Origin of the sequence: Mycobacterium noviomagense (assembly GCF_010731635.1) — a bacterium.
GTDB lineage: Bacteria > Actinomycetota > Actinomycetes > Mycobacteriales > Mycobacteriaceae > Mycobacterium > Mycobacterium noviomagense.
Genome location: NZ_AP022583.1, coordinates 1738369 through 1764173, shown reverse-complemented (window position 1 = coordinate 1764173; position 25805 = coordinate 1738369). Strand labels below are relative to the sequence as shown.

Here is a 25805-nt window from a genome sequence, read left to right as displayed (position 1 = left end):
CTATGACGTGGGCCGAGCAGGTGCTCACCGGGCACCCTTTCGTGGTGGCGCACCGAGGCGCCTCGGCATCTCGGCCCGAACATACGTTGGCCGCATACGATCTGGCCCTCAAGGAAGGCGCCGACGGGGTCGAGTGCGACGTTCGGCTCACCCGCGACGGCCACCTGGTCTGCGTGCACGACCGGCGGCTGGATCGCACATCCACCGGGGTCGGCATCGTCAGCACGATGACGCTGGCGGAGCTTCGTGAGCTGGAATACGGCGCGTGGCACGGCAGTTGGCGCCCGGACGGCGGCCACGGGGATACCGGTCTGCTGACGCTGGATGCGCTGGTGGCGCTGGTGCTGGACTGGAACCGGCCGGTGAAGATCTTCATCGAGACGAAGCATCCCGTTCGGTATGGCGCGTTGGTGGAAAGCAAGGTGCTGGCCTTACTGCAGCGCTTCGGCATCGCCACGCCCGCTTCTGCCGACCGGTCGCGCGCCGTGCTGATGTCGTTTTCGTCGATGGCGCTGTGGCGTGTTCGGCGGGCAGCGCCGTTGTTGCCCACGGTGTTGCTCAGCCGGGGCCATCGGTACTTGGGTGGTCCGACAGCCAGCACGGTGGGGGCCACGGCGGTGGGACCGTCGATCGCGACGCTTCGTGAGCACCCCGAACTCGTGGACCGCGCCGCCGCGCAGGGTCGAGCGCTGTACTGCTGGAACGTCGACCATTTCGAAGACGTCCAGTTCTGCCGGGATGTCGGGGTGGCGTGGATCGCCACGCATCACCCCGGCCGCGCCAAGGCTTGGCTGCAGAACGGGCTGACCGGAGCCGGCTGCGACTAGAGGCGGCCTCCGGCAACCCGGGGCGCCGCCGAATCGGTGGACGGCGTCGACACCTCACGAGCGACGAAGTTCTCGAGCTCGAACACGTTGTCGCCGGCGCGGCGCGCCACCCGCAGCAACGTGGTCATCAGCGCCACTTCCTCGACCTGCTCGCTGAGGAACCACGCCATGAACTGCTCGCCGAGGTAGTCGCCTTCGTCGCGAGCGACGGCGGCCAGCCTGCTGACCTGCTCGGTGACGGCGCGCTCCTGGTCCAGCGCCAGCGCGAGCGCGTCGGTCGGGGCGTCGAACTGGTTACGGACTGCGCCGACACCGGGAATCTCCACATCGACGTCGCGATCGAGCAGATATGCCACCAGCATCATCGCGTGGTTTCGCTCTTCGACGGCCTGGCGGTAGAAGTGTTTCGCCAACTGCGGCAGGGCGGCGTCGTCGAAATAAACTGCAATTGCAGTATATTGCTGGGCGGCGGTGAATTCGTTGTAGATCTGCTCCTGCAGCAATGCGTGGAATTTCGTCTTATGCAATTCCCGGTCAGTCATGATGCTCACGCTACCGCAGCTCAGAGGCCATTGTCATGCAAGGTGACACTTACTGAGGCCAGCTTGTCCTAACTAAAGTAAGCCTACATTGAATGAGAAATCCCTGCCGTACTCATATAATAATTTTCGCTTAGCGGTGAAAATGCCCTGCCGTTTACGCGGTCGATGGCGCGCGTGATTTATCAGTGGTAGGACCCGTCAGTTGACCGCTGCTAGCTGCCGCGGCTCCCTCGCGGCATCCACGATCCGTTGTGCCGTCGTGAAGTTGACCCCAGACGCCTTGGCCGCAGCACTGATCGATGCGCCACCACGGTGCGATGAGAGCACTGCGACCACCGTCTCAACAGACTGTGCCGTTACACCGGAGGCAATCAGCTCCGACGCAAGGTCTGAATCGAGCTGCGCCACCAGGGTTTTACTCGACCGCTGCACGTTCTGCGCCGGATCGAGTCGTATCGATGAAGAGGTCTCCGATTCAGTTTGTACCCCGGCTACTTGCGCATCGCCGCGTGCAGATGGGTTGGTGGCGGCTTTTGCGCTCTGCGCCTTGCGTGACAGGCCGTCTCTGCCATCAGGGATGTCAGGTTTCGCAGCCGGCGGGTCCTGAAGCATAGCGGGCTCCGGCGTGGCTTTGCGTTCCTTTCGCGTCGGTTCAACCGGCGGAATCGCTTCCGGCGCGGACGGGCGTCCCCACAGGATCGGCCACCAGTTCGCGCGCCCAACCAGCACAGCCAGCGCGGGCACGGTGATGGTGCGCACCAGGAAGGTGTCCAGGAGCAGTCCGGCCCCGATGATAGAACCGACCTGCACCATACCCTCGACGCTGCCGAATAGCAGCCCGAACATCGAGGCGGCGAAGATGACACCCGCCGAGGTGATCACCCCGCCGGTCGAGGCCACGGTGCGGATGACACCAGAAGGCATGCCGCGCTGCGCCGATTCGTCGCGGATTCCGCAGATCAACAACATGTTGTAATCGGCACCCACCGCAACCAGCACGATGAACGCTATCCCTGGAACGCTCCAGGACAATTCGTGACCGAGGATGAACTGGAACACGATGACGCCGATACCCAACGCTGCCATGTATGAGAGCACCACGGAGCAGATGAGGTAGATCGGCGCAATAAGCGCCCGTAACAAGAGGATCAAGATCAAAAACACGATGGCGACGGTAGCGATGATGATGAATCGGAAGTCGAGGTTGTAGCAGTCGCGCAGGTCCCGATTCGCGGCGGGGAAGCCCGCCATCGAGATCGACGCATCCGACAGCGCGGTGTTCGGTTGAGCCGAGCGAGCGGCATCGGTGATCGCGTTGACCTGATCCATCGCCGCGATGCTGAAGGGGTCGAGGCCCGTCTGTATCAGATAGCGCACAGCGTGCCCATCAGGCGAGACGAAAGCCGTTGCCGCCTTATTGAAATCGTCGCCCGTCAGTACCTCCGGCGGAACATAGAAGCCCGCCATGGCCGGATCCGACGCATTGCGCTTCAGGGCGAGCAGATACGCCGACGCATCTCGAAGACCGGCGCCGATGTGTTTGGTTTGATCGACCAGCTGCTGCACACCGTCAGCCAAGTGTGCGCTCCCCTCAGCGAGGGCTTGGGTGCCCTGTTCTAGAGCGGCCACCCGGGCGCGCGCGGCCCCGGCATTGCCGAGACCTGAGGATTGCAAACCGCTGACGGCAGTAGTGAGCGTCCCACGCAAGCCGTTCACCGACGACTCGATGCTCTGTGTTTCGGGAGTCGGCGGCAACTGTCCAGCGAGCTGGGCGATTCGGTCGAGCGTCCCATCATGGGCCACCCGCTGCAATAGGGCCTGGGCATTCTGAATGCGGGGATCGTTAAGCGCGTTGATCACACCGAGAGCTTGGGCACCGGCCTGACTGACCTCACCGCGTGCATCGCTGAGGTTGCTGGCCAGGTCCTTGGTCCCTTTCACCAGGAGATCGAGGTCGCTTGTGTGGTCGTTGATCAAGCTGGATGCGGTCCGCAGCTTACTGCCGACTTCGCCCGCCTGATACGCCAGGCTGGCCTGCTCGGGCGGTTTGCCGGTCGGTCGAGTGATGCCCCGCACCGCTTGGATACCGGGCAGTTGGCTCACCCGCGCGGCCATCTGCTCCAGGTCGGCCAGTGCCTTGGGGCTCCGCAGATCATGTCGCGACTGGATGACCAGATACTCCGGAATGGTCGCGTTCAGCGGGAAATGGCGACTCAGCGCGGCGTATCCGCGGTTGCTCTCGACGGAATCCGGCAGGGTTTTGCTCTGGTCCCAGTTGAAGTGGACCAGGTTGCCGCAGCCGGCCAGGATGCTCAGTATCGCCAGACTGGTGACCACATACAGTCCGGGCCGACGCACAATACGTCGCCCGGAAAGCCGCCAAAAACGGGTGGTGAGGTCACGTCTAGGCGCGATCCAGCCCCGCCGCCCGGCGAGGACAATGATGGCCGGCAGCAGTGTCACCGCGGCCAGCAACACCACAGCGATCGAAATCGCCAAAGACGGGCCGACGGTCGACAACACTCCCAATCGGGTAAACATCATGCAGAGAAAGGTGAGGGCCACGGTGGCCGCGGACGCGGTGATCACCTTGCCCACCGATGTCAACGCTCGCTTCATCGCCTGATCTGACTCCGCGCCGAGCCGCAGGTGATCGTGATAGCGGCTGATGAGGAACACGGCGTAATCCGTTCCGGCGCCGGCCAGCATGGCAGTCATGAACACGACGGTCATATAGGAAACCGGCAGACCGTGTTGCGCGAATCCGGCCACGATTCCGCGCGCGGTCACCAGCGATATGCCGATCGTTATCAACGGCAGCAACATGGTGAGCGGGTTGCGGTAAACGATGAGCAGGATGACGAGCACCATGACCGCGGTCCCGATCTCGATCATGTGCAGGTCCCGGTCACCGACGTCTGTGAGGTCGTTGGTGGTGGCGGCGGGCCCAGTCAGGTGTACGGTCAAGCCGGATCCCGCCGTGGCCTCTTTGACGATGTCGGCGACCCGGTTGTACGCGTGGGGCACTTCGCCGGGAAGGCCGATCGGCAGCAGCCAGGCCTTATGATCCTTGCTGGTCATAGCCTCCCGCAGGGCGGGTGTGCGGAGGAAATCCTGCAGCGTCGCTACGTCTCGGGTGTCCTGGCGCAGCTTTGCGACGAGTCTGCGGTAGACGTTCTCGTCGGCAGGTCGCAGCCCCTTCTCGTCGGTTAGGACCACGATCAGCAGATTGTTGGATTCCGATTGGTGAAACGCCTTGGCCATTTCTTGGGCTGTGACCATCGCAGGCGTGTCGGCCGGCATGACGCTGAGCGGATGATCGCGGACCATCTGGGTCAGGGATGGGAACGACACAAACAAGGCAGCCGCCAGGGCGATCCAGGCGCCGACTACGAGCGTCGGCCAGCGCACCACAAAGTCGCTGAGACGTGGGAAAGTGCCGCCTGCTGCAGCCGATACGCCGACTTCCTTACGCATACTCCCGGAACCCCCTAGCACATAAGCCCCAGATATAACAGTAGCCTCATAGATCACAAAAACATCACGGCCACGCTACACGCGGGACGCGCGAATGCTGGGCTCCAGTCGCCTGCGTGTCTTGGTGCGGTTAGACCCATGCGCCATAGCGCACGACCGCAGTGGGTGTCGCGTAGTGGTAACCGAGCCCCTTTGCGAAGAGCCCGTTTACGAGGCACCCTCGAGCGCGGCCGCCGGCAGCGGCCCGTCGGAACCCAGTGCCTCGAACAACTGGCGGGCCGCGTCGTGGTTCCACACCACCACCGAGCCCGCGTCGCTGCCGGTGAACTCGCCGATCGGCACGGTCAGCATGGTGGTGGGACCGTGCAGTGCCCAGCCCAGTCGCGCCAAATCCCAGACATGGTCTGTCTGGTTGACGGTCAGCGCGCCGGCCGCGGCGTGCGGGACCGCATACCAGCGCCACGGATTGAGCCACACGCCCGGACTGGCTGCGCGGTGCAGCAACGCCGACATGAACTCCCGTTGGTGCACCATCCGGTCCAGGTCGGCGCGCGGCGTTGCCCGGCTCCGCACATAGCCCAGGGCATTGCGGCCGTCGAGTCGCTGGCATCCGGGCGGCAGGTTGATACCGGCCAGCGGATCGCTGATCGCGGCGGTCGGGCAGATGGTGACACCACCGAGGGCGTCGACCACTCCGGCGAACCCGCTGAAGCCGATCTCGGCGTAGTGGTCGAGCCGCAGACCGGTGGCTTGCTCGACGGTCTGGGCCAGCAGCGGCGCACCGCCCATCGCGAACGCCGCGTTGATCTTGTCGCCGCCGTAGCCGGGAATCGGCACGTAGGAGTCGCGGGGGATCGACACCATCGTGGTGGGCGCGCTGGACCCGAAGGCAGGCAGATGCACCAGCAGGATCGTGTCGGTGCGCCCGTTGCCGATGTCGCCCCCGGTGCTCAACGCCTGCTGCTGCTCGGGGGTGAGCCCCTGGCGGCTGTCGGAACCGACCAGCAGCCATGTGGTTCCCCGGCCGGTTGCCGGCCGGCCGGGATAGTCGGCGAGCACCGGACTGCGGTGCAGAGACGTGTCCATCCACAGAGCTCCACCGAGCAGGCCCGCGGTGGCCAGCAGTACGGTGATCAGCGCGATCAGTCCGGCGATTCGGCCCCATGGCCGCTTGCGTTTGCGAGGGCGGCTCGGCGGTGGCGGCGGCGGGGGAGCGGTCCGACGCAAGGGTGCGGTGCTGTCCGTCGCTGTCGCCGGGGGACGGTGGATGACGGGAGGTTGGCGTGGCTCAGCGACGGGCGCCTGGCGGGCCGGTGGGACGGGCCGCTCGGATGCCGGCTGGGGATAGCGGGGATCGCGCCGGATCACCTGGGACGGCTCCAGCGGCGGGAACCGTCGGGCATCGGATGATCGGTCGCCGTTCACCCGGATAACCTACGTGGCGCCGTCAGCGCAGCCATCCCAGATGGTGCGCGAGCAGCAAGTAGCCGACGAACGCCGCAGTGTCGATGAGGCCGTGGGCGATGACGAGCGGCCACAGTCGGGCGGTGCGCTGCCACGTGTACCCGAAGATCAGGCCCATCGCGAAATTGCCCAGCCCGGCGCCGAAGCCCTGGTAGAGGTGATAGGCGCCGCGCAGCAGGCTCGAACAGCCCAACGCCACACGCGGGGCGATACCCAGTTGCCGCAACCGGGTCAGCAGATACCCGACGACCACCACTTCTTCGGCCCAGCCGTTGGCGAAGGCGCTCACCACCAACATCGGGATGCGCCACCACGTGTCCCTCAAGCTCGACGGGACCACCGAGGCATTGAGCCCCAGCTTGCGCGCCAACAGGTACAGCGCCAGGCCCGGCAGGCCGATCAACAGCGCGAGGCCGATGCCGCCGAGTAGGTCGGAACGCCAGCGAAACCGGCCCAGCCCGATGCGAGCGGGTCTAAAACCGCTGCGCCACAGCAGGTACAGGGCCAGCGCGCCCCACGCGATCAGCTGTGCGGCGAGCGCGACGTTGAGGCCGAGGTCGATCAGGTCGAAGTAAGACCGCTTGGGGTTCAGCGGAATCCGTTGCCTGCTCAGATTGCGCAGCACCGAGTCGGTGAGCTCCAGGATCGCGGTGACGGCGTTTAGCCCGAACGTGACGCCCAGCACGACGGTGACTTCGATGCCCAGCGTGCGTCGCTGCGGCAGCTCAGTGTCGGACGCGCTCACGCCGACACGGTAACCGCAGCGCTGCGTCAGAAGCGCCGGGCGCGCAGGCCGTTGGCGAATGGACAACCCATCAGCAGCCGGATGGCTTGGCTCAGGCCGGTCACATCGTCAACCGGCTTGTAGAACGGCAGCCGGACGTCACGGTCGCCTTCTGCGGTTTCCACCCGCAGACGCACGCCGTAGCGGTCCAGGCCCAGTGGGCGGACCTGGCCTCGTCGAAGCGGCGCGGGCAGCTTCGATGCCAGACGTGCGACCACGTCGCGATGGGCGCTGCCGAGATGGATCCGCTCTGCGGTCGGCGCGGTGGTGGTGACGGTCATCGAGCCTCCCCGCGACTAAGGTAAGCCTAACTTAACTAAATCGGCGACCGCTGCGCAAGACCGGAGACCGGATAGTGTTTGACCGTGGCCCGCATCGCGTACCTCGGTCCGGAGGGGACGTTCACCGAAGCGGCGCTGCGGCAGATGGTCGCAGCCCGCTTGGTGCCGGACCATGGCCAGGATTCCTTGCGGCCATTGCCGGTTGACAGCACACCGATGGCACTCGACCGTGTGCGCAAAGGCGCGGCCGATTACGCGTGCGTGCCGATCGAGAACTCGATCGACGGTTCGGTGGCGCCCACATTGGACAGCCTGGCGAGCGGCTCGCCGCTGCAGGTGTTCGCCGAGGTGACCCTCGACGTGGCGTTCACGATCGCCGTCAAACCCGGGCGCAGCGCGGGCGAGGTCCGCACGGTGGCCGCCTTCCCTGTGGCCGCGGCGCAGGTGCGCCGTTGGCTCGATAAGCACCTGTCGGACGCCGAACTGCGGCCGGCGAACTCCAATGCCGATGCTGCGCAGCAGGTCGCCGCCGGCCGCGTCGACGCCGCGGTCAGCACGGCGCTGGCCGCCGAGCACCGCGGCTTGGCGGCGCTGGCCCACGGCGTCGTCGACGAGCCCAACGCCCGCACCCGCTTCGTCCTGGTCGGGCCACCGGGACCGCCACCACCGCGCACCGGCGCCGATCGGACCTCGGTGGTGCTGCGTATCGACAACGTGCCCGGCGCGCTGGTGTCCGCCCTGACCGAAGTCGGCATCCGCGACATCGACCTCACCCGCATCGAATCCCGGCCCACCCGAACCGAATTGGGCACTTACATGTTCTTCTTGGACTGTGTCGGCCACATCGACGACAGTGCCGTCGCCGAAGCGCTCAAGGCGTTGCACCGCCGCTGCGCCGACGTGCGGTATCTGGGCTCGTGGCCGACGGGCTCCCCGGCCGGCGCGTTGCCGCCGGACTGCAACGAGGCGGCGCACTGGTTGGCGCGAGTCCGAGAAGGCAAGCCCGGACCGACCGAGGGGTTCGGCCGATGAGCGGTCGGCTGGTGCTGCTGCGGCACGGCCAGTCCTACGGCAATCTCGAACGCCGGCTGGACACCCGACCGCCCGGCGCGGGGCTCACACCGTTGGGCCGCGACCAGGCCAGGGATTTCGCGCGAAGCGGCGCGGCCCGACCTGCGACGTTGATCCATTCGGTGGCCACTCGGGCGGCCGAGACCGCCGCGGTGCTCGGCGCCGAATGGAATATGCCGGCCCGCGAAGTCGAGGGCATCCACGAGGTGCAGGTCGGTGAGCTGGAAGACCGCGGCGACGACGAAGCGATCGCCGAGTTCAACGCGATCTACCAGCGCTGGCACGAAGGCGAGCTCGACGTGCCGCTGCCCGGCGGCGAGACCGGTAACCAAGTCCTGGACCGCTATGTGCCGGTGCTCACCGACTTGCGGCTGCGCTACCTCGACAGGGACGACTGGACCGGCGACATCGTCGTCGTGAGCCACGGCGCGGCGATCCGGCTGGCCTCGGCGGTGTTGGCGGGAGTCGACGGCAGCTTCGTGGTGGACCACCACCTGGGCAACACCGAGGCCGTGGTGCTGGCTCCCATCACCGACGGGCGGTGGAGCTGCGTGCTCTGGGCCGACCAGACCCCGCCGTTCTATCCCGAACCGGAGCCCACCCCGATCGCCGACGCGGTGCGCTCGAGCACCGACCCGATGGGCTAGACAGAGACCGCCAGCGCGGCCGGCTCACCACACGCGCAGCCGACGGAATCGCAGTCGACGACAAAGTCATGCGGCAGCAGCTCGGGGCTGGTACAGCCGTCCTCGGTGCACTCCGACCGGCGCAGCGAATGACGAATGACGGTGCCGTGGCAGTGATCCAAGCCTGCCCGGCAGTCGCGGCAGGTTGTGTTCATGGGCCGTTCTTAGCACTGTGCACCGACAAATCCCGTAACGCCACGCCCGTGGGTTACGCCCAACCCAATTCGTGCAGCCGCTCGTCGTCGATCCCGAAGTGGTGCGCGATCTCGTGGATCACCGTGATCTTGACCTCGTCGACCACCTCGTCGTCGCTGTCGCAGATGTCCAGCAGCGCGTCGCGGTAGATCGTGATGGTGTCCGGCAGTGATCCGGCGTAGTTGAAATCACGCTCGGTGAGCGCCACCCCCTCGTACAGGCCGAGCAGATCCGGGTCTTCGGGATGGCGGTCGGCTACCAGGACCACGACGTTGTCCATGACCGCCGCCAGTTCCGGGGGGATCGCATCGAGCGCGTCGGAGACCAGTTCGTCGAACCGTTGCGGGTCCATCCGCACGGCCACCCGGCTAGCCCCCCGGCGCAGGTTGTGGTGGGGGCGGCGGCGGTGCTTCCGGCGCCGGCGGTGGTGGTGGCGGTGCCTCGGGAGGCGGTGGCGGTGCTTCCGGCGGGGGTGCCAGCGGCGAGTTGGCGGGCGGCGGGTTGGCGGGCGCCGGGTTAGCGGGCGCAGCCGGCGCCTGGTTGGCCGGGGGCTCTGGGGCAGCGGGCTGGTTGGGCAGGTGCTGGTTGCCCTGCCGCTGCGGCGTTGTCGGCGATGCCGGAGACGCCGGTGACGGCGCACTGGCGGCGTTGGGGGGCGAGCCGGGGATCGGCGGGAGGTTGAGCCGCTCCGGCGGGATATCCGGTGGCGGGACCGGTGGCTGACCGTTGATCAGCAGCGGCCCCTTGGCGCTGTTGAGCAGCGTCGCCCAGCCGCCGTTGCCCAGCGTGGCGCCGATGCTGCAGGCGACTTCGTGGCTGCCGGCCGACCAGCTCGGCAACGAGATGGTGGTGTAGATCAGCGTCAGCGTGGTGGTGCGCAACTGAACCGGCGCCAGGTAGGCGTCGGTGAGCCGAGTGCAGTTGTCCTTGATGTAGGTGTCCTGCTCCGGTTCGGGCGGCAGGGCGTCGTGGAACTTCTCGGCCAGGTTGACCGTGCCGGTGACCTCCATGGCGTGCGGTGCCGCGCAGTCCACCGGGACGTCGGTCGGCTGGTTGGCGGACAGGTCGATACCCAGGCAGGTGCCGGCCGGCCAGACCTTGGACTGGTCGAGGTCGGCGACCTTGCCCTTGAACGGGACTTGCTGGTTGTCGGGGCCGGGCAGCTGCAGCCCGCAGAGCATGCGGCGTTCGCCGGACTGGCGCCACGCCCGGTCACCGGACCACAGCATGCTGATGCTGAACTTGCTGTTGGGGTCGAACCGGGTGCCGAGATAGCGGCGCACGGCGGCTTCGCACTGCTCCTGGCTGATCTGTTCGATGCGCGCGGCCGACGGCGGGGCGGCGTCCGGCCCGTATTCCGAACCCGGGAAGGTGCGCATGTCGATCGACTCGGCGACCTCGAAGCGGTGCTCATCTTTGCAGTCGACGATGGTCGCGGCCTCGGGCATCCGGTCTGGCCACATCAAGCAGTTACCGGCGGCGGCGTGGTTGAACGCTTCGTTGCCTTTGGCGCCGGTGCTTGGCACCGGGTCGATGTAGCCGGCGAGCCGGCCGGGCCGGCTACCGCCGATGGGAGCGACGGTGACCACTCCCGCGATCAGCAGACCACCCAGAGCGGTCAGTAGCAGTGCACGCCTGGTCGACGAGGCGTGCAACGTCTGCAGCCAGTCGAATCGCGCCAGCCAGTGTTTTGGCTGCTCGGCGGGTGCATCGGCCCGCTCAGGTGCGTCTAGCATCCGCTCCATTCTGACAGGCGTCGGCACAGGCAGCGAACGGTGTTATTTGTGGGGCAGTTGTGGCGGTGACTGTGGCCGGGGTTGCCCGGCAGATGTTCGGCGGTGTGAGCAAAAGTAGGGTCAGGTCGTGATCGACCTGAGGCTCCTGCGCGACGACCCCGACGCTGTACGCCGCTCTCAGATCAGCCGCGGTGAAGATCCGGCAATTGTGGACGCGTTGCTGGCCGCCGATACGGCTCGGCGGGCGGCGATCGCGCGGGCCGATTCGCTGCGCGCCGAGCAGAAGGCGGCCAGCAAGAAAGTGGGCGCCGCATCCGCAGAGGAACGCCCGGCACTGTTGGAGCGGGCCAAGGAGTTGGCCGAGCAGGTCAAGGCCGCCGAGGCGCAGCAGGCCGACGCGGAGGCGGCGTTCACCGCGGCGCACATGGCGATTCCCAACGTCATCATCGACGGCGTGCCCGCCGGGGGAGAGGACGACTACGCCGTCCTCGACGTCGTGGGCGAGCCGGCCGGCATCGAAAACCCGAGGGACCACCTGGACCTCGGCGAATCGCTGGGGCTCATCGACATGGCGCGCGGTGCCAAGGTGTCCGGGTCGCGGTTTTACTTCCTGACCGGCCGCGGCGCGCTGCTGCAGTTGGGTCTGCTGCAGCTGGCGCTGCGGCTAGCCGCGGACAACGGGTTCGTCCCGATCATCCCGCCGGTTCTGGTGCGTCCAGAGGTCATGTCCGGCACCGGCTTTCTCGGCGCCCACGCCGAAGAGGTGTATCGCATCGAAGCCGACAACCTGTATCTGGTGGGTACCTCCGAGGTGCCGTTGGCCGGCTTTCACGCCGACGAGATCTTGGACCTTTCAGCCGGTCCGCTGCGGTACGTGGGCTGGTCGTCGTGCTTTCGACGCGAGGCCGGCAGCTACGGCAAAGACACCCGCGGCATCATCCGGGTCCATCAGTTCGACAAGGTTGAGGCATTCGTCTACTGCGAACCCGAGGATGCTGAAGCCGAGCATGAGCGGCTGCTGGGCTGGCAGCGCGAGATGCTGGCCCGCATCGAGGTGCCCTATCGCGTAATCGACGTCGCCGCAGGCGATCTCGGCTCGTCGGCGGCTCGCAAGTTCGACTGCGAAGCGTGGTTGCCGTCCCAGCATGCCTATCGTGAGCTGACGTCGACGTCGAACTGCACGACGTTCCAGGCGCGCCGGCTTGCGACCCGCTACCGCGATGCGAACGGCAAGCCGCAGATCGCCGCGACGCTGAACGGCACACTGGCCACCACCCGCTGGCTGGTGGCGATCCTGGAGAACCACCAGCGGCCCGACGGCAGCGTGCGGGTACCCGATGCGCTGGTGCCGTTCGTCGGTACCGAGGTGTTGGAGCCGGTGCCGTAGGCCACGGCAATTTGGCCACATCAGTCACTGGAGTCTTCGTGGGCGGGCATATACCGCCGTGCCCGGCTCTGAGCGATTATTAGCGTGCTAATCGCTCGAAGGTGGGCAGACTGGCGGCCAAGAACTCGGGCAGCGGCGCCCTAGGCCCTGACTGCCGTCTCGGGCTGCGATCGCGTATGCCGGCGCTGGCGTTCCAGCGTGGCGAAGTAGAACGCGAACGCGAAGGCGAAGCTGGTGAACAGACTCGAAACGAAGAACAGCCAGGGCCGTCGGAAACCGCGCCGGTACCCGTCGACGATCGTGAACAGCGGCAGCAGCACGACATTGGCGATCGTGTAGTCCTGGCTTGCCGAGCTGGCCGCCGGATTGGTGAACATCAGCCGGATGTAGTGCGACCAGCTGCCCGGCCCCCAGATCGGGTTCGCGGATCCCGCTGAATAGTCATGCGCGAAACGGATATTGAAGTACCAGCCCAGCACAACCGACGCGATACCAACGACGTAGTACGCGCCTTCTAGCGAGGAGAACAGTGGCCCGCCCGTCGGCCGGGCGAAAACCTTCAGGTTCGACGCGACGATCCACCCGACCACCGTCAGACCGAGCAGTGCATGGACAAGCAGCGAAACCATGCCTTGCAGTGTCGCCACGCCAAAATGGTTTTGTCAATATTGACGGAACTCAGGAAAGGTACGGTACTGGCATGGTCCGGCCCGCGCAGACCGCGCGCAGCGAACGCACCCGCGAGGCGTTGCGCCAAGCCGCCCTGGTGCGATTTTTGGCCCAGGGTTTCGAGGAGACGTCGGCCGAGCAGATTGCTGCGGACGCCGGGGTGTCGCTGCGGACGTTTTATCGGCACTTCTCCTCGAAACACGATCTGCTGTTCGCCGACTACGACGCCGGGCTGCACTGGTTTCGCGCCGCGCTGGCCGCCCGGCCGGCCGACGAGCCGATCACTGAGTCCGTGCAGGCGGCGATCTTCGCGTTTCCGTATGACGTTGACGCGGTGGCGAAAATCGCTGCGCTGCGCGACGCCGAACTCGACTCGGGGCGGATCGTCCGGCACATCCGCCAGGTCGAATCCGACTTCGCCGACGCCGTCGCCGAGCGGCTGAGCCGAGCTGACACTGCCGCGACCGTCGACGAGCGCCTGCGGATCACGGTCACCGCCCGCTGTATCGCGGCCGCGGTCTTCGGCGCGATGGAGGTCTGGATGCTCGGCCAGGACCGCTCGCTGGCCGAACTTGCCCGGCTGTCTCATGCCGCGCTCGCGTCGCTGGAGAACGGCCTGCTGAGAGTCGGTCCATAGTTTTGTCATAATTGACAAAACGCAGCAGCGCGAAAGGGCGGAGCTCATGGCTGACTACGACGCGATCGTCATCGGTGCCGGGCACAACGGCTTGGCTGCGGCCGTGATTCTGCAGCGCTCAGGCCTGCGCACCCTGTGTTTGGAATCCAAACGCTATGCCGGCGGCATGGCCTCGACCGTCGAGCTATTCGATGGCTACCGCTTCGAGATCGCCGGCTCCGTGCAGTTCCCGACGTCAGCGACAGTCACCCGCGAGCTGGGGCTGGACACGTTGCCGACCGTCGACTCCGAGGTCATGTCGGTAGCGCTGCGCGGGGTCGGCGACGATCCCGTCGTGCAGTACACCGACCCGGTGAAGCTGCTCGCTCACATAGGCGACGTGCACGGCGCAGAGGCCGTCAACGGCATGGCTGGGTTGCTGGCCTGGAGCCAGGCGCCGACGCGGGCACTGGGCCGGTTCGAGGCAGGTGCACCGCCGAAAACGCTCGACGAGATGTTCGCCTGCGCCACAAATGAATTCGAACGCTCGGCGATCGACGACATGTTGTTCGGCTCGGTCACCGACGTGCTCGACCGATACCTTCCGGACCGGGAGAAGCACGCTGCGCTGCGCGGTTCGTTCACCGTGCTGGCCGTCAACACCCTCTACCGCGGGCCGGCCACGCCGGGCAGCGCGGCCGCGCTGGCGTTCGGGCTCGGTGTCCCCGACGGCGACACCATGCTGATGAAGAAGTTGCGCGGCGGGATCGGGGCGCTCACGACCCATCTGCGGGAACTCTTCGAAACTCACGGCGGCGAACTGCGAGTGCGCACCAAGGTGACCGAAATCGTCGTCGGCGACGGCGCCGTGCGCGGTGTCCGCACCGAAACAGGGGACACGGTCACGGCCCCGGTCGTCATCTCAGCGATTGCCCCGGATCTGACCATCAACACCCTGATCGATTCCGCCGCGCTGCCCGTCGACATCCGAGAGCGCTATGCGCGCATCGACCACCGCGGCAGCTACCTGCAGATGCACTTCGCGCTGGATGAGCCGCCGCAGTTCGCCGCACCCTACGAAGCCCTCAACGACCCGGACATGCAGGCATCCATCGGGATTTTCAGCACACCTGAAGAAGTGCAGCAGCAGTGGGAGAACTGCCGGCGCGGGATCGTGCCGGCCGACCCGACCGTCGTACTGCAGATCCCGTCGGTGCATGACCCGCAGCTGGCGCCGCCTGGCAAGCACGCCGCGTCGGCGTTCGCGCTCTGGTTTCCGATCGAGGGCGGTGCGCAGTCCTACGGCCAGATGAAGGTCGAGATGGGGCAGCGGGTGATCGACAAGATCACCCGGCTGGCACCGAATTTCGAACGCAGCATCATCCGGCACACCACCTTCACCCCACGCCACATGGGCACGATGTTCGGCGCGCCCGGTGGCGACTATTGCCACGGCCTGTTGAACCCCAACCAGATCGGCCCGAACCGGCCCGGACCGAAAGGCTTTCTGGGACAGCCGATCCCGCTGGATGGTCTCTACCTGGCGAGCGCGGGATGCCACGGCGGGCCGGGCATTACGTTCATTCCCGGCTACAACGCGGCACATCAGGCGCTGGCCGAGACCGGCCGCTAGCGGCGGGCCAGCAATTCGTCGAGCAGCGCGGTGAACTCCTGCGGATTGGCCGGAGTCAATGCGGGCTTGGGCCGAGTACCCGGCACGTCCAACGTGATCAACGTCGACCTGAGCGGCCGTCGCACGTCCAACGGCAGCCAGCGGCGCAGATCCGAGCTGCCCCAGATGCGGAAGCGGTGCCAGAAGAGACCCAGCGGCTCGGACTTGTAGCCGCGGATCTTCGACAGCGGGATCACCTTCGATGTGCCCGACGGAAAGTGATAGCGGCGCAGCGTGATCGCCTCGCGATCGAGTTGCACGAGGCCGTCGTCGTAGCAATCGTTAGGTGTCGTGCTCACAGCTGCCTGCACCGAAGCTCGTGACCGCGCGACGTCAGGCAGCGGCCGCTATCGAGGTCCCACTGCCACCCGTGCAGGTTACAGGTCAGCGTGTTGTCCTCCACCACACCGAACCTCGACAGGTCAGCCTTCAGGTGCGGGCAGCGGCGCTGAATCTCCCAGCCGTCCATGGTGATCGACGCGGTGTCGTCGTGCGCTTCCGCGAACCAGCCGTCGGCGTAGGCGATGCGCTCGTCGGTCAGGCACTTGAAGAACGTGTACAGGTATTCGTTGTAGCCGCCGACCCGCGAGGCCTTGAAGCGGGTGGACAAAAAGATCGTGTTGACCCAGTCCGGCTCGTTGTCGCGCAGCACGGTGCGCACCAACTCCGGCGCGATCTCGAACGAGTAGCGAAACTTCTCGTCGGGAATCGGTTCGCGTACCGTGCGTTTCGGAAAGTCAAGCACCACAACCTCTTTGCCGAGCACCAGTTCGACGGGGTAGCCGATACCGTCGCATATCTCGTCGCTTTGCGACATGATCGGTTCGAACAGTGCCCGCAGCGGCTCCAGCAGCGGCTCACCGGACGCAGGCGCCCAGCTGGCCTTCTCCGCCGCAACAACCGGCGCCATCCGGGCGGCGTAGTCGGCGATGTAGGCCGCCTTGCCGGTGGTGAAGATCGCCTGGACATCGTCGTCAGGCAGCGGGTGGATCAGCGAATTCAACTGCGCGCCAGTGAAGTCCGCGGTCGAGCCGGGGATCATCAGCAACCCGCGGTCGTGGCCGTGCGCACGCATCTGCTCCAAAAACACCATCTGGTCGGGGAAAATGTTGGCCGGATCGCCGTGGTCGTCGTTGAGGTGACGCAGCTCGGGGTCCAGAAAGCACGGCGGGCCCGCCGACGGGATCACCCAGCTGGCGCCGACCTGAGCGACGTACTGGCGCGCGCGGTCCATCTGGCGTTGGCGTTTTTGGGTGCCGAACGCTTCTTTGGCCCGCGCCGGCATGTCGTAGACCATCGGGTACCAGATCGCGCCGGAGTACTGCAGCATGTGGACGTCGACGTGGCCGAATTCGGCGGCCAGCACGTCGAGCTCCACCGGCCGGGCGTCGTTCATGTTGAACGCAGTGGTTTCACCGTCCGAAACGACCAGCGCCGAGTCGCCGATCGGGCCGTCCGCGGGAGCCCGCAGCGCGATGACCATGACATCGAGAGCGCCTTTGGGGCCCTCGACGTGGTGCTTGACCGAGTCCGTCGTCTCGAAGAACTGGTGAAACCCCAGCTTCTCCATCTCAGTGCGCAGATCGGGCACCGGATAATCGGGCAGCAGCACCACCGCGTCCTTGTCGACGTGCTCGCGCAGCAGCTTCGCGTCGAAATGGTCCCTGTGCAGATGCGAGATATAAAGGTAGTCGCATTGGCCCAGCCGGTCCCAGTCCAGCGCGCTGTTGTCGGGGAATGGGAACCACGACGCGAAGTAGGCCGGATTGACCCAGGGGTCGCACAAGATGCTTCCTGCACGGGTCTCGATCAGGAAGCCGGCATGGCCGACGCTGGTGACCTGCACTAATGCCTTCCGACGACGTTAAGACCAGTGGTGTGCCGTCGTCGAGTTTAGCGGCAGAACCATGCCGCAGGCCGTGCCCGGCCCGTCAAGGGTCCAAACGGGTGAACTGGCCGTGCCGGTAGTGCTCGACGCACGCCGATCGCCGGACTTTGCCGCTGGTGGTGATCGGGATCGAACCGGGAGCCACCAGAACAAGGTCCGCAACGCTGAGATTGTGCGAGTTGGAAATCGCCGAGGTGACTTCGCGTTTGATGCCGGCGAACTGTTCTGCTGTCTCCTCGTCGGAGTTACCGCGCTTCTTGGCTTCGATGATCACGACAAGCTTCTCGGTGTGCGCATCCGGAACCGCTATCGCCGCGCAGCGGCCCTTGGTGATCTCTTGGACCGTCGCTTCGATGTCGTCGGGAGAGTGGTTGCGCCCGTAGACGATCAACAGGTCCTTGATGCGGCCGATGACGAACAGCTCGTCGTCGAAGACGAATCCCGAGTCACCGGTGCGCAGCCAAGGCCCCTCCGGTGTGCCTGCTGACGGCGCGACAAGCGTTCCGCCGAAGGTGGTTTCAGTCTCGTCGGGTTTGCGCCAGTAGCCCATCGCGACGTTGTCGCCATGTACCCAGATCTCGCCGACGGTTCCCGCCGGGCACTCCACGCGGGTGTCCGGATCGACAATACGGATTGTCGGTGACTGCGGCATCCCGTAACTGACCAACGATGTGCCACTTCCGTTTTCGCAGCGCTCTGCCTTGCCGGCGGTCAGCTTCTCGGTTTCGAAGGAAACGATCGACGGTGGTTGACCCGCTTTGCGGGTCGCCACGTATACCGTCGCCTCCGCGAGCCCGTATGACGGGCGGATCGCCGCCTCAGGCAGATTGAACGGGGCGAACCGCTGCGTGAAACGTCGCAGTGTTGCGGGGTGTACCCGTTCGCTACCGGTGGCGATGACGAGCACGTCGGACAGATCCAGACCGGCCATGTCGTCGTCCGTTGTTTTTCGCGCGGTCAATTCGAACGCGAAATTCGGTGCGGCCGAGTACGCATGACTATTGGTGGCCAGAAGTTGCACCCATCGCGCCGGGCGCTGCAGAAACGCCACTGGACTCGTGAGCACAGCGGGAAGGCCGGTCAGAATAGGCCCGCACATTCCCAGATACAAACCCATGTCGTGATAGAAGGGCAGCCATGACACGACAGTCGTGTCCGGTGGGGGAACCTTTCCGTAGTCCGCAAAGTAATCGGACGTCAGCTGTTCGAAATTGGCCAAAAGGTTTCTGTGCGACATCATCACGCCCGCCGGCGAACGCGTTGACCCGGACGTGTATTGCAAATACGCCGTACTGGGATGGTTCTCGACGCTGACACCGGATCCGATCGGGTTGTCAAGGTTCAGCGAATCGACCTCGATGACCGATGGGGCGGTTTCGCCGGATTCTAACTTGATGTGTTCAGCGACGGTGCCTGCCACAGGCGACGTCGTGAGAACGACCGTTGGCGAGGCGTCATGCAGCACCGAACTCACGCGCTCATCGGCCACGCCGCCTAACGGAACCGAGAGCGGAACCGCGATCTGCCCCGCTTGCAAAATGCCGAGAAAGGCAATGATGTAGTCGAGGCCCTGTGGCGCCAAAATCAGCGCGCGGTCGCCGGTAGAGCCGTGCTGCCGAAGCACATCAGCGACATTGAGCGTGCGCCGATACAGTTGCGACCAGGTCACGCTTTCCGCCACCCCGGCCCAATCCTGCTCGTAGTCGATAAACGTGTACGCCGTGTCGTTGGGCTGCAGGCTCGCGCGCTCGTACAGCAAGGTCAATATAGAAGTGTCCACCACGCGCGTCAGGTTACCGTGGCGGTCGCAGTCGCGGGCCAATTCTTCGGCCACTCGGTGTAACTGTTCGAGCAGAACCGATCACCCATTGAGCAGCGATCGCCTACAGTACAAATTCGAATCGGAGGGGAACCGATAGTGCAGACGTAGGCATCGCGGGAGGACGAGCGGATGCCACGCGTCAAAGGGCGCACATGGCTACAGAGTCGTTGCTGTGAGGAGGCGGAATGGTTTCATTTGGGGCGCTCGATGATCGCGGGGACCGCTCACCGTCGGCGAATCCGTCGCCCGGCAACGGCAATGGGACTGCGTCGGTGACTCCGGTTGCGATCATCGGCATGGCCTGCCGGCTGCCCGGCGGTATCGACTCGCCTGAGCTGCTCTGGGAGGCGTTGCTGCGCGGCGACGACATGGTTACCGAGGTTCCGCCCGAGCGCTGGGACGCCGACGAGTACTACGACCCCGAACCCGGGGTGCCGGGCCGGTCGGTGACGAAGTGGGGCGCCTTCATCGACGACGTGGGCGGTTTCGACGCCGATTTCTTCGGGATCAGTGAGGCGGAGGCCACCGCGATCGATCCGCAGCACCGGTTGTTGCTGGAAACGTCTTGGGAGGCTGTGGAGCACGCGGGGCTCAACCCGACAGGGCTGGCCGGCTCGAAGACCGGCGTGTACGTGGCGTTGGGGCATAACGATTATCAACTGCTGGCCGCTGATGCCCACGCCTTGGAGGGGCCCTACGGATTTTTGGGCAACGGTTACTGCATGGCCTCAGGGCGGATCTCCTATGCGCTGGGATTGCATGGTCCCGCGCTGACGGTGGATACCGCATGCTCGGCCGGCCTGGTGGTCGTGCATATGGCGTGCCGCAGCCTGAACGACGGTGAATGCGACCTTGCGCTGGCCGGCGGTTCGGCGGTTGCGCTGGATCCGCGCAAGTTCTCCGCGGGGTCGGCGGGCGGCATGCTGTCTCCGACCGGACATTGCAACGCCTTCGATGTCGGCGCCGACGGGTTCGTCGGCGGCGAGGGCTGCGCGGTGGTGTTGCTCAAACGGTTACCGGATGCGCTGCGCGACGGCGACCGGATCTTGGCTGTGGTGCGCGGCACCGCGTTGAACAACGACGGCCGCACGGTAACCATCACCACGCCGTCGCAGCCCGCACAGGTCGCAGCGTATCGGGCTGCATTGGCCGTGGCCGGTGTCGACGCGGCCACTGTGGGCATGGTGGAAACGCACGGCACCGGCACCCCCACCGGCGACCCGATCGAATATGCCAGCCTGGCCGAGGTTTACGGCATCGACGGCCCGTGCGCGCTGGCAGCCGCGAAGACAAATTTCGGTCACAGCCAGTCCACCGCGGGAACGTTGGGTTTGATCAAGGCTGTCCTGGCTCTGCAGCACGGCGTCGTTCCGCGGAATCTGCACTTCAGCCACCTTCCCGACGAGCTCACCCAGATCAAAACCAATCTCTTTGTGCCGCAAGAAAATACGCCGTGGCCCACCAATGGCCACGCGCCACGGCGGGCGGCGGTGTCGGCGTACGGGTTTTCGGGAACCAACGCACACGCGATCGTCGAGCAAGCTCCCGAGACATCCGAAACCACTGCGCAACACAGCGCGGAAGCTGAAGCGACGACACCACTGCTGTTTCCGCTGTCGTCCACGTCCGCCGAGGAACTGCGCCGCACCGCCGGCCGGGTGGCTGACTGGGTGCAGACACACGACGACGTGGCGTTGCCTGATCTGGCCTACACCATGGCGCGCCGGCGCGCACACCGCCCGGTACGCACCACCGTGATCGCGAGCAACCGCTCCGAGCTCAGCGACGCGTTGCGGGAGGTCGCCGACGGCGATGCGCCGTATCAACCCGCAGTCGGCCAAGACGACCGCGGGCCGGTATGGGTGTTTTCCGGGCAGGGTTCTCAGTGGGCGGCGATGGGCGCACAATTGCTGGCCGACGAGCCGGTGTTCGCCGCCACCGTCGCGCAAGCCGAGCCGGTGGTCGCCCGCGAGTCCGGGTTCTCGGTGACCGAGGCGATCTCGGCGGCTGAGGTGGTGACGGGCCAAGACCGCATCCAGCCGACGCTGTTCACCATGCAGGTCGCGCTGGCCGCCACGCTGAAGTCCTACGGGGTGCGCCCGGGCGCGGTCATCGGGCACTCCCTCGGTGAGGCTGCGGCGGCTGTGGCCGCGGGTGCGCTGTCGCTGGAGGACGGGCTGCGGGTGATCTGCCGACGCTCGCAGCTGATGTCGCGCGTTGCCGGCTCAGGTGCTACCGCATCGGTGGAACTGCCTGCACAGCAAGTGCTTTCGGAGCTGACGGCCCGCGGGATCACCGACGTCGTGGTGGCGATCGTGGCGTCACCGCAGTCCACGGTGATTGCCGGCGCCGCGCAGAACGTCCACGATCTGGTCGAGGCGTGGCAGCAGCGTGACGTGATGGCCCGCGAGGTTCCCACCGACGTCGCTTTCCATTCGCCTCAAGTCGACCCCATCCTCGGCGAGCTGACCGAAGCGCTCGCCGAGCTCAACCCGATGACGCCGGAAGTTCCCTTCTACTCGGCGACGCTGTTCGACCCGCGCGAACAACCCGTCTGCAATGCCCGCTACTGGGCGGACAACATGCGCCGCATGGTGCGGTTCGCCGCGGCGGTGCAGGCCGCTTTGGAGGACGGGTACCGGGTCTTCGCCGAGGTGTCACCACATCCCCTGCTCACTCATGCTCTCGAGCAGACCGCCCGCGGCATCGACATGCCGATGGCCGCGCTGGCCGCCATGCGGCGCGAGCAGCCGCTGCCCTACGGGCTGCGGCGTTTTGTGGCTGATCTGCACAATGCCGGCGCAGCGGTCGACTTCTCGGTGCTCTACCCGGACGGTCGGCTGGTCGATGCTCCGCTGCCGACCTGGACGCACCGTCACCTGATGTGGAGCCGCGAGAACCAGGAATCCCCGATCCACGGGGGTTGCACGGTTTCGGTGCATCCGCTGCTGGGCCCGCATGTGCACTTGCGGGAGGAACCTGAGCGCCACGTGTGGCAAGGGGAGGTGGGTACCGCCGCCCAGCCTTGGCTCGCTGACCACCAAATCCGCGATGTGCCTGTGATGCCCGGCGCCGCCTACTGTGAAATGGCCCTGGCCGCGGCGCGCGCAGTTCTCGGCGAGGACGCTGAGGTTCGCGACATCCGCTACGAGCAGGCGCTTCGGCTGGATGAGCAGACAACGATCGGCGCTTCGGCGTCGGTGTCGTCGCCCGGCGTTCTGGACTTCACCGTGGAGACAAATCAGGGCGGCCAGCAAGTGCGGCACGCCGCGGCAGTCCTTGCGGCCGCAGAAGATGAGCAGCCGCCCGCGCGGGATATCTCCGCGCTGCTTGCCGTGCATCCGGGTCGCGAGGAGGGCGACGAGGTGCGCGCCCGCCTGGACAAGCGTGGTGTTCAGTTCGGTCCGGCGTTCACGGCTCTGGGCACCGTGCACACCGGCGAGGGCGACACCGAGACCGTGCTGGCCGAGGTGGCGCTGCCCCGCCAAATCCGTTCGCAGCAAGACGCGTACGGGGTGCACCCGGCGCTGCTGGACACCTGCTTCCAGACCATCGAGTCGCATCCGGAGGTTCGGAAGCTGGCCGAAGAAGTGCTGGGCTTGCCGCTGGGCGCCCGGCGGATACGCATTTACGGTCCGGTTCGAAACGCCAGCTACTGCTACGCGCAGGTGACCAAAGCCGATACGACCGGGGTTGACGCCAACTTCGAGCTGCTCGACGAGCACGGGGCAGTTCTGCTCAGCATGCAGGGAGCGCGGTGGGGTACGCGAGTCTCCGGCAACGCCCACAAAGAGCGGTTGTTGGTCGAGCGGCTGCTAACCATCGAATGGCGGCACCGCGAGTTGCCCGACACGGAACACGCCGAGGCCGGATCCTGGCTGCTGATCAGCACCACCCCGACCGGGGACGTGGTGGCCACCAAGTTGACCGATGTCCTGAAAAACCTTGGCGCACAATGCACGACGATGTGCTGGCCACCGCAGGCCGACCACGCCTCGAACCGCGAACAGTTGGCAAACCACCTGCGGGCCGGTGGATTTAGCGGTGTGGTGATCCTGACCGGGCCGAAGAACGGCGGCGCCGACGACCAGTCCCCGCGGCTGGGCCGCGAGTATGTGCAGCATCTGGTGCGCATCACGCGGGAACTACCCGAGATTTCCGGCGAATCGCCGCGCCTTTACGTCGTGACCCGCAACGCCCAGACGGTGCTCGCCGGCGACCGACCCAATCTGGAGCAGGCCGGGCTGCGGGGCTTGCTGCGGGTGATCGGCACCGAGCATCCGCACTTGCGGGTCGCCCAGATCGACATGGACGAAGCCACTGACGCCGAACGGTTGGCGCAGCAACTGCTCGGCGACTCAGAAGAAGATGAGACCGCCTGGCGAAACGATGCCTGGTACACGGCGCGGTTGTCGCTTGCTCCGCTGCTTCCCGAAGAGCGCAAAACCACCGTCGCCAACCATGAGAGTGACCGGATTCGCCTGCAGATCCGCACACCCGGTGACCTGCAGACGATGGAACTCGTTGCCTGCGAGCGGGTTTCGCCCGGGCCGGGACAGATCGAGGTCGCGGTCACCTCGTCCAGCATCAACTTCGCCGACGTGCTGGTTGCGTTCGGCCGTTACCCCGCCATCGAGGGGCGGCTGCCCGAGCTGGGCACCGACTTCGCCGGAGTAGTGACTGCGGTCGGACCAGATGTGACCGACCACAAGGTGGGCGATCACGTCGGGGGCCTTTCCCCTGACGGCTGTTGGGGCACGTTCGTCACCTGCGACGCGCGGTTGGCCGTGACGCTGCCGGCGGGGCTGTCGGATGGTCAGGCGGCGGCGGTGACCACCGCGCACGCCACCGCCTGGTACGGCCTGCAGGACCTGGCGCGGATCAAGACCGGCGACAAGGTGTTGATCCATTCCGCGACCGGCGGTGTGGGGCAGGCGGCTATCGCCATCGCCCGCGCCACAGGAGCCGAGATCTTCGCCACCGCAGGCAGTGACGAGCGCCGACAGTTGTTGCGCGACTGGGGTATCGAGCATGTCTACGACTCGCGGAGCCTGGAGTTCGCCGATGCCATCCGCCGCGACACCGACGGCTACGGCGTCGACATCGTGCTCAACTCGGTCACCGGCGCCGCTCAGCGCGCGGGCCTGGAACTGCTCGCGTTCGGGGGACGCTTCATCGAGATCGGCAAACGCGATATCTACGGCGATACCCGGTTGGGGCTCTTCCCGTTCCGGCGCAACCTCGCGTTCTACGGCGTCGACCTGGCATTGATGACGGTCACCCATCCGGAGCTGCTGCACGACTTGTTGGCCACCGTGTACCAGTTGACGGCCGAGGGTGTGCTGCCGATGCCGGAAGGCACGCACTATCCATTGGCAGAGGCCGCCACCGCTATTCGGGTGATGAGCAGCGCCCAGCACACCGGCAAGCTGGTGCTCGACATCCCGCGCACCGGGTCCAGCCGGGTGGTGGTGCCACCGGCACAGGTGGACGTTTTCCGTTCGGACGGCGCCTACATCATCACCGGGGGATTGGGTGGGCTCGGGCTGTTCTTGGCCGAGAAGATGGCTTCTCCGGAGTCCGGGACCGGCTGCGGGCGCATCGTGTTGTCGTCGCGGTCGCAGCCAAGTGCCGAGGCGCTGGAGGTAATCGAGCGCATCCGCGGGACGGGTGCCGACGTCGTGGTGGAGTGCGGCGACATCGCCGAGGGCGGTATGGCTGAGCGGTTGGTCGCCACAGCGACCGCCACCGGGCTGCCGCTGCGCGGCGTGCTGCATGCCGCCGCGGTGATCGAGGACGCCACCCTGGGCAACATCAGCGACGAGCTCGTCGAACGGGACTGGGCGCCAAAAGTTTACGGCGCGTGGAACCTGCACACGGCGACAGCTGACCAGCCGTTGGACTGGTTCTGCTCGTTCTCCTCGGCCGCCGCGCTGGTGGGCTCGCCGGGCCAGGGTGCCTACGCGGCGGCCAACAGCTGGCTGGACGCGTTTACCCGGTGGCGCCGGGCGCAGGGGCTGCCGGCGACGGCGATCGCGTGGGGCGCGTGGGGCGAAATCGGGCAGGCGTCCGGATTGGCGGAAGGCGCTGGTGTTGCTATCGCTCCCGATGACGGTGCGTACGCGTTCGAGGCGCTGCTGCGGCACGACCGCGCCTACACGGGGTATGCGCCGATCACGGGCGCACCATGGCTGTCGGCCTTCGCAGAGCGCAGCCCATTCGCCGAGTCGTTCCGGTCGATGGGTCAAAATGCCGCGGGCACAAGCAAACTGCGTGCCGAGCTCGAGGAGCTGCCGCTGGAGGAGTGGCCCACCCGGCTGCGGCGTCTGCTCTCCGAGCAGGTCAGCTTGATCCTGCGGCGCAGCATCGACCCGGACCGGCCGCTCACCGAGTACGGTCTGGACTCGTTGGGCGCCCTGGAACTGCGTGCCCGTATCGAGGCCGAAACGGGGATCCGGATCAATCCGGCCGACCTGACCAAGATTGGGACCATTCGCGGTTTGGCCGGCCTGTTGTGCGAAAAGCTGACGCCCGTGGAAGCTGCCTAAGAGGGGTTTCTCGACGGCGATTATTTCGCGATCTGCCGCTGCTGTGGCTGCTGTGCATTAGTGAGACCGGTGTTTTCCCGGTGTTGAGGCTTTGCTACCCCGCGATGTGGCTGGCTCGCGCAATGTGTACTGTGGCAGCG

Annotated in this window: 18 protein-coding genes and 1 pseudogene; 7 read left to right on the top strand and 12 right to left on the bottom strand. The window is 66.2% G+C overall.

Annotation, left to right across the window (positions count from 1 at the left end; translation table 11 throughout):
* The first annotated feature begins 2 nt into the window (after nt 1-2).
* Nucleotides 3-827 carry a glycerophosphodiester phosphodiesterase gene (locus tag G6N15_RS08070; RefSeq protein ID WP_083088206.1) on the top strand — a complete coding sequence of 275 codons (825 nt, stop codon included), beginning with the start codon at nt 3-5 and terminating at the stop codon, nt 825-827.
* Here G6N15_RS08070 and G6N15_RS08065 read toward each other — a convergent pair.
* The 5 genes and pseudogenes from G6N15_RS08065 to G6N15_RS08045 form a co-directional block, all read right to left on the bottom strand.
* Entirely contained in the window at nt 824-1369 is a 546-nt protein-coding gene (locus tag G6N15_RS08065) for a ferritin (protein WP_083088218.1), read from the bottom strand. The genes G6N15_RS08070 and G6N15_RS08065 overlap by 4 nt on opposite strands.
* Nucleotides 1370-1567: 198 nt before the next feature.
* Nucleotides 1568-4846 carry an MMPL/RND family transporter gene (locus tag G6N15_RS08060; protein ID WP_083088207.1) on the bottom strand — a complete coding sequence of 1093 codons (3279 nt, stop codon included), beginning with the start codon at nt 4844-4846 and terminating at the stop codon, nt 1568-1570.
* A 207-nt stretch (nt 4847-5053) separates the two neighbouring features.
* Complete coding sequence (locus G6N15_RS08055; protein ID WP_083088208.1) at nt 5054-6271, bottom strand: LCP family protein; 1218 nt, start codon at nt 6269-6271, stop codon at nt 5054-5056.
* 22 nt (nt 6272-6293) lie between these two features.
* Nucleotides 6294-7055, bottom strand: coding sequence for a CPBP family intramembrane glutamic endopeptidase (locus G6N15_RS08050; protein ID WP_083088209.1), 762 nt, complete (start codon nt 7053-7055; stop codon nt 6294-6296).
* A gap of 26 nt (nt 7056-7081) precedes the next feature.
* Nucleotides 7082-7336, bottom strand: a pseudogene (locus G6N15_RS08045) (DUF2470 domain-containing protein); the annotation flags it as partial.
* Nucleotides 7337-7459: 123 nt separating this feature from the next.
* Between G6N15_RS08045 and pheA the strand changes: the two are divergent.
* Entirely contained in the window at nt 7460-8407 is a 948-nt protein-coding gene (pheA, locus tag G6N15_RS08040) for a prephenate dehydratase (RefSeq protein ID WP_083088210.1), read from the top strand.
* A complete protein-coding gene (locus G6N15_RS08035) occupies nt 8404-9093 on the top strand; it encodes a histidine phosphatase family protein (protein ID WP_083088211.1) in 690 nt (229 codons plus the stop codon). The genes pheA and G6N15_RS08035 overlap by 4 nt, the downstream gene beginning before the upstream one ends.
* Here G6N15_RS08035 and G6N15_RS08030 read toward each other — a convergent pair.
* From G6N15_RS08030 to G6N15_RS08020, 3 genes are read right to left on the bottom strand one after another with little or no spacing between them, the layout of a single operon-like run.
* Nucleotides 9090-9287, bottom strand: a complete 198-nt coding sequence (locus G6N15_RS08030; protein ID WP_083088212.1) for a hypothetical protein — start codon at nt 9285-9287, stop codon at nt 9090-9092. The two genes, G6N15_RS08035 and G6N15_RS08030, sit on opposite strands and share 4 nt — an antisense overlap.
* Before the next feature lie 53 nt (nt 9288-9340).
* Nucleotides 9341-9691, bottom strand: a complete 351-nt coding sequence (locus G6N15_RS08025) for a metallopeptidase family protein (RefSeq protein WP_083088213.1) — start codon at nt 9689-9691, stop codon at nt 9341-9343.
* Between the two features lie 4 nt (nt 9692-9695).
* On the bottom strand, nt 9696-11072 hold the full coding sequence (locus G6N15_RS08020) for a septum formation family protein (protein ID WP_163747996.1): 1377 nt from the start codon (nt 11070-11072) through the stop codon (nt 9696-9698).
* 118 nt (nt 11073-11190) lie between these two features.
* On the opposite strand from G6N15_RS08020, the gene serS reads away from it, so the two are divergent.
* The gene (gene serS / locus G6N15_RS08015; protein WP_083089895.1) at nt 11191-12450 is read left to right on the top strand and encodes a serine--tRNA ligase; all 1260 of its coding nucleotides are present in this window, start codon (nt 11191-11193) and stop codon (nt 12448-12450) included.
* 140 nt (nt 12451-12590) lie between these two features.
* Here serS and G6N15_RS08010 read toward each other — a convergent pair whose 3' ends face one another.
* Nucleotides 12591-13079, bottom strand: coding sequence for a DUF2834 domain-containing protein (locus G6N15_RS08010; protein WP_083089900.1), 489 nt, complete (start codon nt 13077-13079; stop codon nt 12591-12593).
* Between the two features lie 71 nt (nt 13080-13150).
* Between G6N15_RS08010 and G6N15_RS08005 the strand changes: the two genes are divergently transcribed.
* Nucleotides 13151-13756, top strand: coding sequence for a TetR/AcrR family transcriptional regulator (locus tag G6N15_RS08005; RefSeq protein WP_083089894.1), 606 nt, complete (start codon nt 13151-13153; stop codon nt 13754-13756).
* A 46-nt stretch (nt 13757-13802) separates the two neighbouring features.
* Nucleotides 13803-15368 carry a phytoene desaturase family protein gene (locus G6N15_RS08000; protein WP_083089893.1) on the top strand — a complete coding sequence of 522 codons (1566 nt, stop codon included), beginning with the start codon at nt 13803-13805 and terminating at the stop codon, nt 15366-15368.
* Here the strand turns inward: G6N15_RS08000 and G6N15_RS07995 are convergent.
* The 3 genes from G6N15_RS07995 to G6N15_RS07985 all read right to left on the bottom strand — a co-directional run bounded on the left by G6N15_RS07995 (nt 15365) and on the right by G6N15_RS07985 (nt 19078).
* On the bottom strand, nt 15365-15706 hold the full coding sequence (locus tag G6N15_RS07995; protein WP_083089892.1) for a hypothetical protein: 342 nt from the start codon (nt 15704-15706) through the stop codon (nt 15365-15367). The genes G6N15_RS08000 and G6N15_RS07995 overlap by 4 nt on opposite strands.
* Nucleotides 15703-17253 carry an MBL fold metallo-hydrolase gene (locus G6N15_RS07990; RefSeq protein ID WP_083089891.1) on the bottom strand — a complete coding sequence of 517 codons (1551 nt, stop codon included), beginning with the start codon at nt 17251-17253 and terminating at the stop codon, nt 15703-15705. The genes G6N15_RS07995 and G6N15_RS07990 overlap by 4 nt, the downstream gene beginning before the upstream one ends.
* An 85-nt stretch (nt 17254-17338) precedes the next feature.
* A complete protein-coding gene (locus tag G6N15_RS07985; protein WP_083089899.1) occupies nt 17339-19078 on the bottom strand; it encodes an AMP-binding protein in 1740 nt (579 codons plus the stop codon).
* Nucleotides 19079-19302: 224 nt separating this feature from the next.
* Between G6N15_RS07985 and pks2 the strand changes: the two genes are divergently transcribed.
* Complete coding sequence (gene pks2 / locus G6N15_RS07980; RefSeq protein WP_083089890.1) at nt 19303-25665, top strand: sulfolipid-1 biosynthesis phthioceranic/hydroxyphthioceranic acid synthase; 6363 nt, start codon at nt 19303-19305, stop codon at nt 25663-25665.
* Nucleotides 25666-25805 lie beyond the last annotated feature (140 nt).